Genomic DNA, 15,715 nt, shown 5'->3' with positions numbered 1-15,715 from the left:
GCGCCGCCTCAGGCGGTGACGAAGTCGCGGATGCGCTCGGAGCACGCCGGGTGGTCGACGACGCGATGATCGTGCCCGGCGAGCACCTCGTGCTCGGCGCCGAGCTCGACGAGTGCGGCCGCGACCTCCTCGTACTCATCCTTCCAGCCACCGGTGAGCACGAGCGTGCGCGTCTCGGCGAGGCACTCCGGGTCGATCGGATGCCGCCATGGCGCGCCATGCAGCCGTGTGCGGCGCGACCACCGCAGCGACTCGGCGGCGAGGAGCGGTCCCGGATCCTCCCCGCGCAGCGCGGCCAGGAAGCGGCGCCCGAAGGTCTCGTCGTCGAGGCTCGCATCGAGGTAGATCGGTTCGAGCCGCGCGATCAGCTGCGCGGTCGCCGGCCGTTCGCGGGCGAGCTGGAACAGCGCCGGCTCGATGAGCACGCGCGCCGCCGGCGGCTCCATGCCGACGGCCATCGCCGCGCTCACACCGCCGAAGCTGTAGCCGACCAGGCCATCGGCGTCGGCGGCGCGCATCGCGAGCGACTGCGCGGCGGCCGCGACGTCGCAGACGGTCGGGCCGTCGTCGCCGTAGCCCGCAAGCACGGGGAATTCCGCATCGGGGAACGCCGCGACCTGCTGCGGGAACGCGTGGCGGCCGACGTCGCCGGAGCCGTGCGCGAAGACGAGGTGCACGCTCGGCTCAGCGCTCCCGGGGCGCCGCGAGCGCGATGCGCGACTGGCTGCGGTGTGCTGGCATGCGATCCACTGTAGGAGCAGCGCGGACTGCCCGGAAGCGGTGCCGTGGGCGATCGCCTCAGGCGATCGGGTAGCGCGCGTGCTCGTCGAGCGTCAGGAGATCCTCGAGGTAGCCGAGGTTGCCCTCCGGCTCGGTCTCGACGCCCTCGGTGAGGTGCCACGTGCCCCACTCCAGCTTCATGTAGCTGAGCGCCGCCGGCCACAGCTCGCGCTCCTGACGCGTCAGCGGACACACCTCGAGGTAGGCGTCGCGGAACGCCAGCCACTCGTCGCTGCCCAGTGCACTGCCGCCGGAGCCCGCGTGCTCGAGCGGGAACAGCAGCACGGCGACCGCGAGATCGAGGATGCGCGGTGCGAGCGCCGCGTTCTCGAGGTCGAGCATGAGCGCGCCCTCGGCATCGAACAGCAAGTTGGAGGCCCGGTGATCGAGCGATGCGGGCAGCTGCGGCACGTCGGCGGCGCGCACGCGCTCGAGCAGCGCCGCGAAGTCGTCGAGCTGCTGCACCCAGCGCGCGACATCCGCGCCCGACCAGTGCTCGGCTGCGGAGGCTTGGATCGCGGCGATGTCCTCGTCGATCGAGTCCCGCTCGGCGCTGCCCCACTCGAAGCCGGGGAACCCGTCGATCGCGAGCGCCTCGGAGGCGACGTGCATCTGACCCAGGAGTCGCCCGGCCGCGGCCAGATCATCCGCACCCCCTGCGGGCTCGCCGTCGACCGACGCTCGTCCAGCCCACTCGCGACCGACGAGGCGCGGATACGCCACCCAGCACTCCGCATCGTCGCCCTCGCCCACCGTCACCGGTGGCACGAGCGGCGCAACCGTGCGGATCCCTCGGGCGACGAGGGTGCGCTGCCAGGCCTCGAGCGGCTCGGGGCTGCGCCACGTCTGCTTGACCACCGCCTGCACCTCCTCCGGACCGCCGTGCACGCGCGCGGGCCAGACATCGCTCCACGCCGAGAGGGAGACACCGCCGTCGATCGTGAGCAGGTCACCGAATGCGGTCTGGACGTCCTGTCGATCAGCCATGCCGAACACGGTACCGATCGCGGCTGTGGGCTGGGTCAGCGCTTCGGCCAGTGCCAGGCGGGCTGGTCGAGCAGCCCCTCGCGGCCCGCGACGATCGTCTCGCCGCCGCGCTTCGCGAGCTCGATGCGCAGACCGTCCAGCGCATCCGCCAGCTCCCGCTGGTGCGTGACGACGATCACCTGCGTGCTCGCGGCGGCATCGCGGATGCGCGCGGCCAGTGCCGGCAGCAGATCGCCGTGCAGGCTGCGCTCGGGCTCGTTCAGCACGATGAGGTCGGGCTTCTCGGCCGAGAGCATCGCCGCAGTCAGCAGCAGGTACTGCAGGGTGCCGTCCGAGAGCTCCGGCGCCGAGAGGGGCCGCAGCATGCCGGGCTGCTCCAGCGCCACCTGCATCCGGCCCTCGGCCACCGGCAGTCGCAGCCGCGAGCCCGGGAACGCGTCGTCGATCGCCCGCTGCACCTCGCGATCCCATCCCGATTCGATCGCGGTCTGCAGCACGGCTGCGAGGTTGGCTCCGTCATCGTCGAGCCGGGCGGCGCGCGTCGCGACCTGCGGCCGGCGCGCGGGCGCCGTCGCGTCGGTGCGCAGCGCGTCGTGGAACCTCCAGCCCCGCAGCATCCGACGCGCACCGGCGAGCTCCGCAGCCTGCGCGTGCCCCGCGAACTCGTCCAGCACCGACGACCACGGGTGCATGCCCCGCGCGAGCTCGGCGAAGCCGTCGTCGATCGCGACCCGCGCTATGCCGCGCGTGCGATCCATCAGCACACCCGCCGGCCGCGGCTCGGCGCCGACGAACACGTGCTCCAGCTTGATCTCCGGGTCCAGGTCGAACGCGCTGCGCTGCTCGATCGGCAGCCCCAGGTCGATCGCGTAGCCGAGATGATCGGTCGCGACGCCGAGCCGCAGCGCCACCGGTCCGCGCCGCACCGTGCCCTCCGTGCGCTGCCCGCGCGAGGTGCCCTGCTCCGGCCCGGCCCAGCGCACCGCGTCGATGCCGCCGACGCTCGCGAGCGAGCCGATCACCCGACCCTCCCCGCAGTCGGCGAGCAGCCGCAGCGCTCGGTAGAGACTGGATTTGCCCGAGCCGTTCGCGCCGGTCACCACCGTCAACGGCGCCAGGTCGACCACGAGCGACCGGATCGAGCGATAGCCCTCGATCGCCAGCCGCGTGATCACGCGCCCTGCAGCCCGCGCACGTAGGCGGCCTGGCCGGCGTGCTGCACATCGTCATCGACGATGCTGACGAGCCGCGCGCCGAGCGTGACGGGCGGGTCCCACGAGTCGTCCACCACGCGATCGAGATCGGCAGCAGTCAGCGTGCCGAGGAAGGCGCGCGTCGCCTCGTGCACGGCGTCCAGGTAGTCCAGGAGCGCCTGCGGCGAGGCGGGGCGCACCGCGTGCACGGCCGCCGAGTCGTGCCCGTAGCCGGTGTCGGCGGGATCGGGCCGCAGGCCGAAGCTCGCGGCCCAGTCGCCGGTCGCGTACACCTGCTCCGTGCCCGCGAGCTCGGCGATCTGGGCGTCCTGCCCTCTGGCGAGGTGCCAGATGAGCCACGCGATCGGGTTCGCTCCTTCGACGGGCGCCCAGCTGAGCTGCTCCGCAGTGAGTCCGTCGACCGCGCGATGCGCCAGCTCCGGCACGCGCGCGTACGCCTCCGTCAGCACCGCGATCGCGTCCATCACTCCCCCTCCACGGCCGGCAGCGCCTCCGGTCCCTCCGTGACCAGCAGCCGGAACCCCTCCGCGTCGAGGATGCGCACGCCGAGCGCCTCCGCCTTCGCGAGCTTCGAGCCCGCGCCCGGCCCGGCCGCGACGAAGTCGGTCTTCTTCGACACGCTGGACGCGGCCTTCCCGCCAGCCGCCATGATGGCCTCCTGGGCGCCCTCGCGGGTGTAGCCGTCGAGCGTGCCCGTCGCGACGACCGTGAGACCAGCGAGCACCCCGCCGCGCTCCGCGGCTGCACCGGGACCGGGGTGGTCGGGGGTCGCGAACCGCACTCCGGCCTCGCGCCACGCCTGCACGATCTCGCGATGCCAGTCGACCGCGAGCCACTCGACCATCGCGTCGGCGATGATCGGCCCGACGCCCTCGACCTCGGCGAGCTGCTCGGCTGTGGCCTCCTCGATCGCGGCCAACGAGCCGAACCAGTCGGCGAGCGCACGCGCGGCAACGGGGCCCACGTGCCGGATGTTCAGCGAGACAAGCTGGCGCCACAGCTCCTTCGTCTTCGCGCGCTCGAGCTCGGCCAGCAGCGTCTCGGCCTGCTTCGACGGCATCGGGCCCTTGTGGCCCGCCTTGCGCTCGGCAGGCGTCGCCGCGCGCTGGAACGGCCGGCGGATGCTCGGGTTGCCGTCGTCGTCGCGCTTCGGCTCACCGGTCTCGGCGTCACGCACGACCACCTCGATCGGCACGAGCTCGTCCATCGTGAGCTGGAAGAGCCGCGCCTCGGTCACGAGCGGCGGCTCGGCCGGCACCGTCGGCTGCGTGAGCGCGGCGGCCGTCACCTCGCCGAGCGCCTCGATATCGAGCGCGCCGCGCGAGCCGAGGTGCTCGACGCGCCCGCGCACCTGCGCAGGACAGGAGCGCGCGTTCGGGCAGCGGAGGTCGATGTCGCCCTCCTTCATGGGGCGGAGGGGGGTGCCGCACTCTGGGCACGCATCCGGCATCACGAACTCCCGCTCGCTGCCGTCGCGCAGCTCGACCACTGCACCGAGCACCTCGGGGATCACATCGCCGGCCTTCCGCAGCACGACGGTGTCGCCGATGAGCACGCCCTTCGCGCGCACCACATCCTGGTTGTGGAGCGTCGCCTGCCGCACCACCGAGCCGGCGACCTGCACGGGCTCCATCATCGCGAACGGGGTGGCACGGCCCGTGCGACCCACGGAGACGACGATGTCGAGCAGTCGCGTGTGCACCTCCTCCGGCGGGTACTTGAACGCGATTGCCCAGCGCGGCGCGCGCGAGGTGTGACCGAGCTCGGCATGCAGCGCCAGCTCATCGACCTTCACGACGACGCCGTCGAGCTGGTGCTCGACCTCGTTCCGGCCCGCCCCGTACCGCTCGACAAACGCGACGACCCCGTCGACGCTCGTCTCGACCCTCGTGTGCGGGCTGGTCGGCAGCCCCCAGTCGGTGAGCAGCTGGTAGATCTCGCTCTGCGCCGCGACGGGCGGGTCCTCCCAGGCGCCGACGCCGTGCACGTACAGCGCGAGCGAGGCGATGCGTGCCTCACCGGCCTCGAGCTCGAGCCCGCGCTTCTTCTCGAGCTGCTGCCGCAGGCCGCCGGAGGCGGCGTTCCGCGGGTTCGCGAAGGTCGGGAAGCGGTTCGTGGCGCGCTGCCGCTCGAGCATCTCGTCGAAGTCGGCCGCGCCGCCGCGGGCCTCGAACCGCGAGCGCGCCTCCTCCACCGCGCGGTCGCGCAGCTCCTCCTGCAGCACGTTCAGGCGCTCGAAGGCCGCGACCGGGATGAACGCCTCGCCGCGCACCTCCATGAGCGCCGGATGGCCCTCGCCCGAGAGCCGCTCGGGGATGCGCGCTACGCGCAGCGCATTCGCGGTCACGACCTCGCCGACACGGCCGTCGCCGCGGGTCGCCGCTGAGGTGAGCACGCCTCGCTCGTAGCGCAGCGCGACGGCCAGCCCGTCGATCTTCAGCTCCGTGAGCCACGCCACGCTGCGGCCGGATGCAGCCTCGGCCTTCGCGCACCACTCGCGCAGCTCGTCGACCGAGAACACGTTGTCGAGGCTCAGCATGCGCTCGGCGTGCTCGATCGTGGGGAGGCCGCTCGAAGCGCCGCCCTGCACCGCCTGCGTCGGTGAGTCCTGGCTCTGCAGCTCCGGATGCTCGCGCTCCAGCGCATCCAATTCCTGCACCATGGCGTCGTACGCGGCATCGTCGATGATCGACTCGTCGCGGTCGTAGTAGGCCGCCGAAGCCTCCTCGATCTGTGCACGCAGCGCCTGCGCACGAGCGTTCGCCTCGCTCAGCGCCGCCCCTTCACCGTTTCCCACCATGACCCCATTGTGCACGCGTGCGCCCGCGTGCATGCTGACGGCAGACGTGTTCCTCTGCGTCTGCTGTTCACTGCATACGGCCCTCCTCTCCCCCGACCAATCCGCCTGCGGGGGCGCTCCGAACCCTGACCAACACCGACGTGCCACGCAGGTGCGCGGGCCATCCACAGCCAGAACAGAAATGAGCAGTCATGACTCAGTCCCCGAACCGTCTCGTCGCCACCGTCTTCGGAGCCGTCTACCTGCTGGTGGGCGTGCTCGGCCTGTTCGTCGCCGGCAACAACTTCGCCGGGCCCGACGGCGGCCTGCTGCTCGGCATCTTCCAGGTCAACCACCTGCACAACATCGCCCATCTCGCGATCGGTGCCGCGCTGCTGATCTCCGGTCTGCGCAGCGCCCCGGCCGCGAAGGGCACCAACATCACGGTCGGCGCCGTCTACCTGCTGCTGGGCGTCGTCGGCTTCTTCCTGGTCGGCACCGCGCTGAACATCCTGGCGCTCAACACCGCCGACCACATCCTGCACCTCGCCTCGGCGATCGTGCTGCTCGGCACCGGCCTCGCGCTCGACCGCACGACGACCGCCCGCGCAGCGGTCTAGGACAGCACGTGTCTGCGCTGCTGCGGATGACCGGATCCGTCACGGCGCTCGGGTCGGCGCTCATCGCACTCGCGGTGGGCGCCGGCCCCACGCTGTCGCTCGGAGCCCCGTGGCTCAGCGTGCCGCTGCTGGCCGCGGGAGCCGCCCAGGCGGTCGTCGCCGTGCTCGCGCTGCGCGGCAAGCGACTCGCGTCGTCGGCGGTGCTCGCGGCGTTCGCGGTGCCGACGCTCGTCTGGGTCGGCACGCTCGCGGTGCCCACCGAGCAGGTGGGCGGTCTGCCGCTCGGCCCGATGCTGGGCGAGACAGTGCTTGCGCTCGTCGCCGCCGTCGTGCTGAGCCGCCAGTCGCGCGCGACCGCGGAGCCGAGAGCCCTCCCCGCCGTGCTCTCGCTGCTCGCATCCGCCGGCGTCGTCGCCGCGGTCGCCACCGCCGCGCTCGCGGGCACCGAGGCGGGGCAGTTCGCGGTGCCGCACGGCGAGCACGGCGGCGCCGAGCAGATCGAGGCGCCCGACGGTGATCTCCCCGTGCTCGACGAGTCGCTGCTCGAGGAGCACGGCCACCACTGAGGCTCGGGCCCGGTCCCGGGACGGCTGATCACAGCCGAGCTCGAACGGCAGCGCCGCCTCCCGTCACACAGCGAACGCCAGCCGGCGTGCCCGAGCTAGAGCAGCCCGCGGATCGCGCTCATGCGGCTGCCTCGGCATGGGCAACGGCGCCGGGCTCCGACCGGTCAGCCGCGACCGTCCGGTCGATCGTGCACTGACCGAGCACGCGGGTCCCCTCGTACAGCACTGCCGACTGCCCCGTCGCGACGCCGGTGAGCGGCTGGACTGCGGCGATCACGAGCTCGTCGCCCTCCAACCACGCGCGCGCGGGCTCCGGGTCGGCGTGGGCGCGGATCTGCACCTCGACGTCCAGTCCGTGCACGAGACCCGGGTGCGGTGCGCCGGCGTGCGAGACGCGGCTGCCGGCGAGGTGCGACACCGCGAGGGCCTCCTTCGGCCCGACCACCAGCTCGCGCGTCGCCGGCTTCACCTCGAGCACGAAGCGCGGGCCGCCATCCGGCGAGGGCACGCCCAGCGACAGCCCCCGCCGTTGGCCAACGGTGTAGCCGTGCACGCCGTCGTGGTTGCCCACCACGGCGCCATCGCGGTCGACGATCTCGCCCGGATCCGACCCCAGCCGCTCGGTGAGGAACCCGCGGGTGTCGCCGTCCGGGATGAAGCAGATGTCGTGGCTGTCGGGCTTCTGCGCCAGCGTGAACCCGCGCTCGGCAGCCTCGGCGCGCACCTCAGCCTTGGTGGGTGTCGAGGCGAGCGGGAACCAGCAGTGCGCGAGCTGGGATGCAGTGAGCACGCCGAGCACGTAGGACTGATCCTTGGCCCAGTCCGCGGCACGATGCAGCTCGGGGCCCGCGTCGGTGTGCTCGACGCGTGCGTAGTGACCGGTCACGACACGGTCGAACCCGAGCCCGATGGCGCGGTCGAGCAGCGCCTCGAACTTGATCTTCTCGTTGCAGCGCAGGCACGGGTTGGGCGTGCGGCCAGCCGCGTACTCGTCGACGAAGTCCTGCACGACATCGGCGTGGAAGCGCTCGGAGAAGTCCCAGACGTAGAACGGGATCCCGAGCCGGTCGGCGACCCGGCGAGCATCCATCGCGTCCTCGACCGTGCAGCAGCCGCGGCTGCCGGTGCGCAGCGTGCCGGGCATGCGGCTGAGCGCCAGGTGCACGCCGACCACCTCGTGCCCTGCATCGACGGCGCGCGCGGCCGCGACGGCAGAGTCGACCCCGCCGGACATCGCCGCAAGCACCTTCATGGCTCCCCTTTCGCCGGAACCAGGGTAGCGAGCCTCCCGCTCCGTCGGGGCCGGGCGTGGGAAACTGCAGGTGTGACCGATCCGAGCGCATCCCAGCATCCGAGGGTGTCGGTCGTCATCCCCGTTCGCGACGACGCCGCGGCGCTGCGCCGCTGCCTGGCGCACCTCGCCGCACAGACGGTCGCGCCGCACGAGGTGCTCGTGATCGACAACGGCTCGAGCGACGACTCGGCGGAGGTCGCGCTGGCGGCGGGGGCACGCGTGGTCGTCGAGGCACGCCGCGGCATCCCCGCGGCAGCAGCGCGCGGCTACGACGCGGCCACCGGCGACGTCATCGCCCGCTGCGACGCCGACACCGTGCTCCCAACCGACTGGGTGGAGCGCATCCGAGATGCCTTCGCCGACGACCCCCAACTCGAGGGGCTCACGGGACCGGGGCGGTTCCACGACCTGCCTCGGCAGTGGACGGCGCTCGCGAGCGCGTTCTACGCGCTCGGCACCTTCGTCGGCGGCGGCGCCGCGATGGCGAACGTGCCGCTGTGGGGCTCGAACATGGCGCTGCGACGCTCGGCGTGGCTCCGCGTGGCTGACCGCGTCGAGCGGACGGACTCCGGGGTGCACGACGACCTCGACCTGACGATGCAGCTGGGGCCGCGAGCCCGGCTGCGGTTCGACTCCCAGCTGCGCGTGGGTGCGGAGGGGCGCTTCTTCCACAGCCGCCGCGACGCGGGCGACCGCGTGCGCATCGCGATGCGCACGTTCCGCCGCAACTGGGCGACGGACGGCTCCGCGGGCCTCCGCTGGGTGCGGCGCGCAGGCGGGCCCGACCTGCGGCGCGTGCGCCCGTGAGCGCCCGGGCATCCGAGGGCTGGCTCGCCTCCCAGGGTCGGTGGATGCTCGGTGACGTGCTGCGCATCGTCCTGGCCGCCTCCGTGCCGCTCGCGTGGGCGGTCGCAGGGGGTCCGGCAGCCGCGGCGATGCTGCTCGCGCTGGGCGGCGCGATGGCGCTCCGCTTCGCGCGCATGCCGCTCGTCACCGACCTCTTGGGGCAGCTGGTGCTGCTCGCCGGCGCCTGGTTCGCGGCGCTCGGCACCTTCGAGGTCGTCCCCGGCCTCGACACGCTGTCGCACTTCGCGAGCGGCGCGGTGCTCGCGCTGCTGTCGCGCGAGCTGCTGCTGCAGCTGCGACTGCTGTCGAACGCTCCGGGCCGCAGGGCCGCGACGGCGCGCGTGCTGCACACCAGCACCGCGGTGCTGCTGCTCGGCTTCGTGTGGGAGCTCGGCGAGTGGGCCGGCCACGCGCTCATCACCCGCGACATCCGGGTCGGCTACGAGGACACGATGCTCGACCTCGCCGCCGACCTGGTCGGCGCGGTCGTGGCCGCGGCCGCCGTCGAACTGGCAGCGCGCGCCGCCTGACGCATCCGTCGCGTGTCGACTTGCTGCACGTTCCGAGCCGATCCAGTGCAACAACCCGACACGCCGCACCCGGATGCCCGGCGGGGCGGGGCGGGCGCGGCGGGCGCGGGTCAGGCGGCGAGCGCACGGGCTCGCGCGATCGTTGCGGGCAGCGCATCCAGCAGCGCATCGACGTCGGCCTCGGTCGTCGTGCGCCCGAGCGAGAGGCGCAGCGGCGCCACTCCCTCGATGCCGCACGCCCGCACCACGTGCGACTCACGGGCGACGCCCGCGGAGCACGCGGAGCCGTTCGAGACAGCGAAGCCCGCCTCATCGAGCAGGAACTGCAGCGACTCCCCCTCCGCGCCCTCGACGACCAGGTGGGCGATGCCCGGCAGCCGCTGGTCGCTCGCGAGCAGCCGGACGCCGGGCAGCGCTGCGGCGGCGGCGAGGATGCGGTCGGTGAGCCCACGCAGCCGCGCGGACTCACCGTCGAGCTCCGCGATCGCCTCCTCGGCCGCGAGCGCGAACAGGGAGGCGCCGAGGGCATCCTGCGTGCCGGAGCGCAGGCCGCGCTGCTGGCCGCCACCGTGATGCAGCGCGTGCAGCCGTGCGTCGCGGCGCACCACGAGGGCGCCGACGCCGTGCGGTCCGCCGAGCTTGTGGCTCGCGACGCTCATGAGCGCTGCCCCCGTGTCGGCGAACCGCAGCGGCAGGTGGCCGAAGGCCCCCACGGCGTCGAGGTGCAGCGGCACGCCCGCGCGCGCTGCGGCATCCGCGACGTCGGCGACCGGCTGCAGGGAGCCCACCTCGTTGCTGGCGACCAGCATGGTGGCGACCGACGCGACGGCACCCGACGCGGCGGCGACCGACGCGGTGGCGACCGACGCAACGGCACCCGACGCGGCCGCGTCCGACGTGGCGGCGCCCGACGCGGCGCTGCTCGACCCGCCGGTGACGGTTCCGCCCAGCCCGCCGAGCGCGGCCGCGAAAGCCTCCGCGTCAGTCACGGCGTGGGCGTCGACGGGCACCCAGCGCAGCACCGCGCCACAACGCTCGAGCCACTCGGCGGCATCGAGCGTCGCGTGGTGCTCGGCGACGGGCACCACGATCGGGCCGGGCGCGCCCGCGTCGGCGGCGGCCCACCACGCGCCCTTGAGCGCGAGATTGATCGATTCCGTGCCGCCGGACGTGAAGACCACCTCGGTCGGATGCGCGCCGAGCGCCGCCGCCAGGCGCTCGCGGGCGTCCTCGAGCACGGCCAGAGCCCGCTGTCCCTCGCGGTGGGTGGACGCGGGATTGGCGAGCGGCTCGGCGGCAGCGAGCGCAGCGCGCACCGAATCGCGCATGGGCGTGGCCGCGGCGTGATCGAACAGGTGCACGCTCACATACCCTAGAGCGCATGGTGGAGCTGCTGCGTCGGTCGCGAGGCGTCGAACGCACGGTGGACGGGCATCGCCTGACGGTCTGGTCGGCGAACGCAGACTCGATGGAGCTGCGGATCTTCGACCGAGACGACCCGGACTGGCTCCTGCACCGCGTCCCGATGGAGCGCATCGGCGATGACTTCGTCGTCGAGACCGCGCTGCTGGAGGTCGGCACGCCCTACGCGGTGGGCGTCGACGGCCCGGACGGACCCGGTCACGCCTTCGATCCGCATCGCAATGCCGTCCCGCCGCACGCTCGCGGCATCGTCCGCACACCGCACGGCCAGTACCGCGCGACCGTGATCGATCCGAGCTTCGACTGGGGCGACGTCGCGAGGCCGCACGTGCCGCTGCAGGAGCAGGTCATCTACGAGGCGCACGTCAAGGGGATGACGAAGCTCAACCCCCACCTGCCGACCGAGTTGCGCGGCACCTACGCCGGCCTCGCGCATCCGTCCACGATCGCGTACCTGCAGGACCTCGGCGTCACGACCGTGCAGCTGCTGCCGATCCACCTGTTCGTCTCCGAGCAGCGGCTGCTGCAGCAGGGACGCGTGAACTACTGGGGCTACAACACGCTCAGCTGGTTCGCCCCCCACAGCGCCTACGCATCCCGCCGCGCCCAGTTCGACGGCACCGGAGGGGTGCTGCGCGAGGTGAAGGGCATGGTGCGCCTGCTGCACGAGGCGGGGCTGCAGGTGTTCCTCGACGTGGTCTACAACCACACGGCCGAGGAGGGCATCGACGGGCCGCCCTCGAGCCTGCGCCTGATCGACAACGCCTCCTACTACCGCCACGATGCGCACGGGCGATACGTCGACTACACCGGCTGCGGCAACACCGTCGACTTCTCGGTGACGGCCGCGCAGGAGCTCGTGCTCGACTCGCTGCGCTACTGGCACCAGGACATGCAGATCGACGGCTTCCGGTTCGACCTGGCGCCCGTGCTCGGCCGCCGCGCCGACGGCGCCTACGACCCCGGGCATCCGCTGCTGCGCAGCATGCTGGAGGATCCCGTGCTGCAGTCGGCGACCATGATCGCGGAGCCATGGGATGTCGGACCGGACGGCTGGCAGACGGGCCGCTTCCCGGCCGGCTACGGCGAGTGGAACGACCGCTACCGCGACACCGTGCGGCAGTTCTGGCTCGGCGACTACCGCTCCTTCCGCCACGGCGGCGATGGCTCGACGGGCGTCGGCCCGCTCGCGCACGCCGTCTCCGGCTCTGCCGGGCTCTTCGACTCCACCCGCGGGCCGCTCGAGAGCGTCAACTTCATCACGGCGCACGATGGCTTCACGCTCACCGATCTCACGCGCTACGACCGCAAGCACAACGACGCCAACGGCGAGGAGAACCGGGACGGCGCCGACGAGAACCGCTCGTACAACCACGGCGTCGAGGGCCGCAGCGAGGATCCCGCCGTGCAGCTCGACCGTCGCACGTCGATGCGCAACGTGCTCGGCACGCTGCTCGTCTCCGCGGGCGTGCCGATGCTCACGATGGGCGACGAGTTCGGTCGCAGCCAGCGCGGCAACAACAACGCCTACTGCCAGGATTCGGCGCTGACGTGGATGCGGTGGGACCGCAAGGAATGGCAGCACACGTTCTTCGCCCAGACGAAGCGCCTGCTGCAGCTGCGCCGCGAGCATCCGGCGCTGCGACCGCTGGAGTACGGCGAGTCCGAGCAGCGCGTCGCCGGCTCCTCGAGGCTCGACTGGCACAACGCCGACGGCGCGCACATGACGATCGACGACTGGGATCACTCCCACGACCGCACGATGCAGATGCTGGCCGAGTCGACGCCGATCGACGAGCCGTACTCCCGCGTGCTCGTGATCTTCCACGGCTCACCGCGCGACGCATCCATCCGCACGCCGCGAGCCGACGGCGCCACCGAGCTCGAGCTGCTGTGGGACTCTGCTGCCGAGCAGCACGAGGACGAGCGGGTGGTCCCCGGTGACCGGGTTCCGCTCGACGCGATGAGCATGCGCGTCTACGCCGTGCACGGCGTGCCCGCGCGGGGCCTGCCGGAGGCGACGGTGATGCGACTGCGCACACCCCCGTCGCCGTCGGCGCCGACCGACCAGCCGGGCGGCTGATCGCGCCTACGCGGTCGCGTAGGTCACGAGCCCCAGCTCGGCGTGGGACGCGAGCATGTCGTGCTTCGGCACGACCCGCACCGTGTAGCCGAAGGTGCCGGCCGTCGGCATGGCGATCGCGAGCTCGAAGCGGTGCACCGTGCCCTCTGCGCTCGTGGGCGCGAGCGGGAAGCGCCGCCGACCGCGCAGCTCACCCTCCTCGGTGATCGCTCCCGCGACCACCTCGACCTCGACGTCGCCGGGGAGCAGCTCGCCCAGCTCGACGAAGGCACGGACGCGCACCTCCTCGCCGACCACCGGCGGCACATCGACGCCGTCGGCCTCGACGTGCTTGACCTCGACCCGCTCGAAGCCGTCACGGATCCGCCTGGTCCAGGCGGCGAACGCGCGGCCCGCTCGTGCGTCGTCGGCGGCTGCGAGCTTCGCGGCCTTCGCCGCGGGCGCGTAGAGCCGGTCGACGTACTCCGCGAGCATGCGCTCGGCCGACAGACCGGGGCTCAGCGTCGCGAGCGTGTGACGGATGGAGGCGAGCCAGGCCTGCGGCAGGCCCTGGGCATCGCGCTCGTAGAAGCGCGGGGCGACCTGGTGCTCGATGAGCTCGTACAGGGCGTTCGCCTCGACGGCGTCGCGCTGCTCGGCATCCATGTGGTCGTGCGCAGAGGGGATCGCCCAGCCGTTCTGCCCGTCGAAGTACTCCTCCCACCAGCCGTCCAGGATCGACAGGTTGAGCGAGCCGTTGAGCGCCGCCTTCATGCCGGAGGTGCCGCATGCCTCGAGGGGGCGCAGCGGGTTGTTGAGCCACACATCGCATCCCGGGTACAGCGACTTGGCCATCGAGATGTCGTAGTTCTCCAGGAAGACGATGCGGCCGCGCACGTCGGGCTCCTGCGAGAAGCGCACGAGCTCCTGGATGAGCTCCTTGCCCGCCTCGTCGGCCGGGTGCGACTTCCCGGCGATCACGAGCTGCACGGGGCGCTCAGGGTGCGTCAGCAGGGCGCGGAGGCGCTCGCGGTCGTGCAGCATGAGCGTGAGGCGCTTGTACGTCGGCACGCGGCGCGCGAACCCGATCGTGAGCACGTCAGGATCGAGGAGTCCGTCGATCCACGCCGGCGCGACGCCCTCGTTCCGCTCGTGCTTGCGGCGCGTGCGCTCGCGAGCCTCGTGCACGAGCGCCGCACGCATCTCGCGCCGCACCGACCAGAGCGTCTCGTCCGAGACCGCGTCGGAGGCCCAGTCGCAGCGCGTGGTATCGAGCGTGCCCAGCTCGCGCTCCGCCAGGTGCTTGAGGATGGGCGAGGTCCAGGTGGGCGCGTGCACACCGTTGGTGACGGAGGTGATCGGCACCTCTGCGGCGTCGAAGCCGGGCCAGCGGCTCTGGAACATGCCGCGCGAGACGCGGCCGTGCAGCTTCGAGACACCGTTGGCCCGCTGCGCGAGCGAGAAGCCCAGCTGCGCCATGTTGAAGATGCCCGGGTCGTCCTCGCGGCCCAGCTCCAGCACGCGCTCGACATCCACCCCCGGCACGAGCTCCTCGGTCAGGTGGCGGCGCACGAGTCCCACGTCGAAGCGATCGATGCCGGCGGGCACCGGCGTGTGCGTCGTGAAGACGGTGCCAGCGCGCACGACCTGCAGCGCCTCGTCGAAGGACAGCCCCTCGCCGATGAGGCGCGAGATGCGCTCGATGCCCAGGAACCCGGCATGGCCCTCGTTCGAGTGGTAGACGGCCGGCGCGGGCGCCCCGGTGAGCGCTGCGTGCACGGCGAGCGCTCGCACGCCGCCGATGCCGAGCAGCAGCTCCTGCTGCAGCCGGTGCTCGCCGCCGCCGCCGTACAGCCGGTCGGCGACCCCGCGCAGATCGCCGTCGTTCTCGAGGATGTTCGTGTCCAGCAGCAGCAGCGGCACGCGGCCGATGGTCGCCTGCCAGATGCGGGCGTGCAGCGTGCGCCCGCCCGGCAGCGCGATCGAGACGGTCGCGTGCGTGCCGTCCGGGTGACGCAGGATCGCCAGCGGCAGCCCGTCAGGATCCAGCACCGGGTAGCTCTCCTGCTGCCAGCCCTCGCGGGAGATCGCCTGCTTGAAGTAGCCGGCCTGGTAGAACAGGCCGACGCCCACGATGGGCACGCCCAGGTCGCTCGCGGCCTTCAGGTGGTCGCCCGCGAGGATGCCGAGGCCACCGGAGTACTGCGGCAGCGCGCTCGTGATGCCGAACTCGGGCGAGAAGTAGGCGATCGACTCCGGCGCGTCCTCGAGCGACTGGTACCACCGCGCCTGCGAGAGGTAGTCATCGAGGTCATCCGCGATGCGCTCGACGCGCGCGACGAACTCGTCGTCCTCTGCGAGCTCCTCGAGCCGCTCCGGGCCGACGCGTCCGAGCACCTGCACGGGGTCGTGGCCCGAGGCGCGCCACGCGTCGAGCGAGATCTCGCGGAACAGCTCCCTCGTCGGCTCATGCCAGGACCAGCGCAGGTTGGATGCGATGGTGTCGAGCCGGCGCAGGCGCTCGGGCAGGGACGTGCGGACGGTGAACTTGCGGATGGCTCTCACACTCGTCGAGCCTAGCGGCGGGGTGGGCCCTCGCCGTGCGCCCACGGCGG

Annotated in this window: 13 protein-coding genes; 5 read left to right on the top strand and 8 right to left on the bottom strand. The window is 72.8% G+C overall.

Going from position 1 to position 15,715, the window contains the following annotated elements; genetic code table 11:
* Positions 1 to 8: 8 nt before the first annotated feature.
* The 5 genes from ACJJVL_RS08835 to ligA all read right to left on the bottom strand — a co-directional run bounded on the left by ACJJVL_RS08835 (position 9) and on the right by ligA (position 5,781).
* Entirely contained in the window at positions 9 to 677 is a 669-nt protein-coding gene (locus tag ACJJVL_RS08835) for a hypothetical protein (protein WP_405218234.1), read from the bottom strand.
* Positions 678 to 798: 121 nt separating this feature from the next.
* Positions 799 to 1,767 (bottom strand): hypothetical protein, encoded by a 969-nt coding sequence (locus ACJJVL_RS08830; protein ID WP_405218233.1) that lies wholly within the window; start codon positions 1,765 to 1,767, stop codon positions 799 to 801.
* A gap of 35 nt (positions 1,768 to 1,802) precedes the next feature.
* Positions 1,803 to 2,942 (bottom strand): AAA family ATPase, encoded by a 1,140-nt coding sequence (locus ACJJVL_RS08825; RefSeq protein ID WP_405218231.1) that lies wholly within the window; start codon positions 2,940 to 2,942, stop codon positions 1,803 to 1,805.
* A complete protein-coding gene (locus ACJJVL_RS08820; RefSeq protein WP_405218229.1) occupies positions 2,939 to 3,445 on the bottom strand; it encodes a DinB family protein in 507 nt (168 codons plus the stop codon). Before ACJJVL_RS08820 ends, ACJJVL_RS08825 begins: the two co-directional genes overlap by 4 nt.
* Positions 3,445 to 5,781 (bottom strand): NAD-dependent DNA ligase LigA, encoded by a 2,337-nt coding sequence (gene ligA, locus ACJJVL_RS08815; protein WP_405218228.1) that lies wholly within the window; start codon positions 5,779 to 5,781, stop codon positions 3,445 to 3,447. The genes ACJJVL_RS08820 and ligA overlap by 1 nt, the downstream gene beginning before the upstream one ends.
* A gap of 191 nt (positions 5,782 to 5,972) precedes the next feature.
* Here ligA and ACJJVL_RS08810 point away from each other — a divergent pair, with 191 nt between their 5' ends.
* On the top strand, positions 5,973 to 6,380 hold the full coding sequence (locus ACJJVL_RS08810; RefSeq protein ID WP_405218227.1) for a DUF4383 domain-containing protein: 408 nt from the start codon (positions 5,973 to 5,975) through the stop codon (positions 6,378 to 6,380).
* A gap of 8 nt (positions 6,381 to 6,388) precedes the next feature.
* Positions 6,389 to 6,946: a hypothetical protein gene (locus ACJJVL_RS08805; RefSeq protein WP_405218226.1), complete on the top strand. Its 558-nt coding sequence runs from the start codon at positions 6,389 to 6,391 to the stop codon at positions 6,944 to 6,946.
* Positions 6,947 to 7,064: 118 nt separating this feature from the next.
* Here the strand turns inward: ACJJVL_RS08805 and mnmA are convergent, their stop codons facing one another.
* On the bottom strand, positions 7,065 to 8,198 hold the full coding sequence (gene mnmA, locus ACJJVL_RS08800; protein WP_405218224.1) for a tRNA 2-thiouridine(34) synthase MnmA: 1,134 nt from the start codon (positions 8,196 to 8,198) through the stop codon (positions 7,065 to 7,067).
* A 72-nt stretch (positions 8,199 to 8,270) separates the two neighbouring features.
* Between mnmA and ACJJVL_RS08795 the strand changes: the two genes are divergently transcribed.
* Positions 8,271 to 9,047, top strand: coding sequence for a glycosyltransferase family 2 protein (locus tag ACJJVL_RS08795; RefSeq protein WP_405218222.1), 777 nt, complete (start codon positions 8,271 to 8,273; stop codon positions 9,045 to 9,047).
* The gene (locus ACJJVL_RS08790) at positions 9,044 to 9,616 is read left to right on the top strand and encodes a hypothetical protein (RefSeq protein ID WP_405218220.1); all 573 of its coding nucleotides are present in this window, start codon (positions 9,044 to 9,046) and stop codon (positions 9,614 to 9,616) included. The genes ACJJVL_RS08795 and ACJJVL_RS08790 overlap by 4 nt, the downstream gene beginning before the upstream one ends.
* Before the next feature lie 110 nt (positions 9,617 to 9,726).
* Here the strand turns inward: ACJJVL_RS08790 and ACJJVL_RS08785 are convergent, their stop codons facing one another.
* Positions 9,727 to 10,977, bottom strand: a complete 1,251-nt coding sequence (locus tag ACJJVL_RS08785; protein WP_405218219.1) for a cysteine desulfurase family protein — start codon at positions 10,975 to 10,977, stop codon at positions 9,727 to 9,729.
* 20 nt (positions 10,978 to 10,997) lie between these two features.
* Here ACJJVL_RS08785 and glgX point away from each other — a divergent pair, with 20 nt between their 5' ends.
* The gene (gene glgX, locus ACJJVL_RS08780) at positions 10,998 to 13,121 is read left to right on the top strand and encodes a glycogen debranching protein GlgX (protein ID WP_405218218.1); all 2,124 of its coding nucleotides are present in this window, start codon (positions 10,998 to 11,000) and stop codon (positions 13,119 to 13,121) included.
* A gap of 6 nt (positions 13,122 to 13,127) precedes the next feature.
* Here the strand turns inward: glgX and glgP are convergent, their stop codons facing one another.
* Positions 13,128 to 15,665: an alpha-glucan family phosphorylase gene (glgP, locus tag ACJJVL_RS08775; protein WP_405218216.1), complete on the bottom strand. Its 2,538-nt coding sequence runs from the start codon at positions 15,663 to 15,665 to the stop codon at positions 13,128 to 13,130.
* Positions 15,666 to 15,715: the final 50 nt, after the last annotated feature.

This window comes from Agrococcus sp. Ld7 (genome assembly GCF_045064095.1).
Classification (GTDB): domain Bacteria; phylum Actinomycetota; class Actinomycetes; order Actinomycetales; family Microbacteriaceae; genus Agrococcus.
The sequence above is the reverse complement of the archived record's forward strand: the minus strand, read 5'-3'. Positions and strand labels throughout refer to the sequence as shown.